At 49.7% G+C, this 684-nt stretch carries 1 protein-coding gene; it reads left to right on the forward strand.

Translation table 11 applies throughout. From position 1 onward, the window contains the following. Positions 1–468: 468 nt before the first annotated feature. Positions 469–684 (forward strand): hypothetical protein (locus QEH59_RS18635; RefSeq protein WP_308986895.1); only part of this gene is annotated, 216 nt, incomplete at its 3' end.

A 684-nucleotide genomic window follows, 5' to 3' on the forward strand; every position in this document is an offset into this window, starting at 1 on the left:
ACTACAGGTTCGGACCAGGGGAAAAGCGTTTACCCTTCCAAGATCTGCCACCTCAAATTGCCCGGAAACCGTCCCAGCTGTCCCTGCCGTCCCCGGTGGGTTGTTGGAATTTCGAATTTGAAGCAATATGGGGAGACAAATGCAACCTATGGGCTGAGTCATGAAATTTTGGCGTAATCAGCCTTCAAAATACAAATGGAGCGAACTGACCGAACTCATGGGAAAATTCCGCCGAGGCAGTCTCCAAGAGCTGCTATGCTGGGGATGACAATGCCGATTTACTGCTGCCGTAAAATGCAACCTCTTCCGGATCGGTCCCAATCGGGTATTTTTCCGAACGCATGCACAGACCTGCTATAATTAAATGCAACTGCCTGACAAAACCGAAGCAGAGCCCGATTTTCGCAGCAGCAAGAGTTTCAAAACACCTAAATCTCCCAATCAACCAAATTCCGTGTAACAGGTAACATGCACTCAAAATTAAAATCCATACATCTATTGGCCGCGACCCTGATGCTTGTTGTTACACCATTCTTAACGACCTGCGTGCCGAAGGAGCCTGATCCTCCGCCCGTAGTCATCGAAAACCATTATCACATCAATGTCTCGGGGCAGGGGCACTTCCTGGAGGTCGGCAGCGGTAATACCGACATTCGGGTGTCGAACAGGTCCGGAATGGATGAG

This window comes from Thalassobacterium sedimentorum (genome assembly GCF_031127905.1).
In the GTDB taxonomy this organism is placed as follows: Bacteria; Verrucomicrobiota; Verrucomicrobiia; order Opitutales; family Coraliomargaritaceae; genus Thalassobacterium; species Thalassobacterium sedimentorum.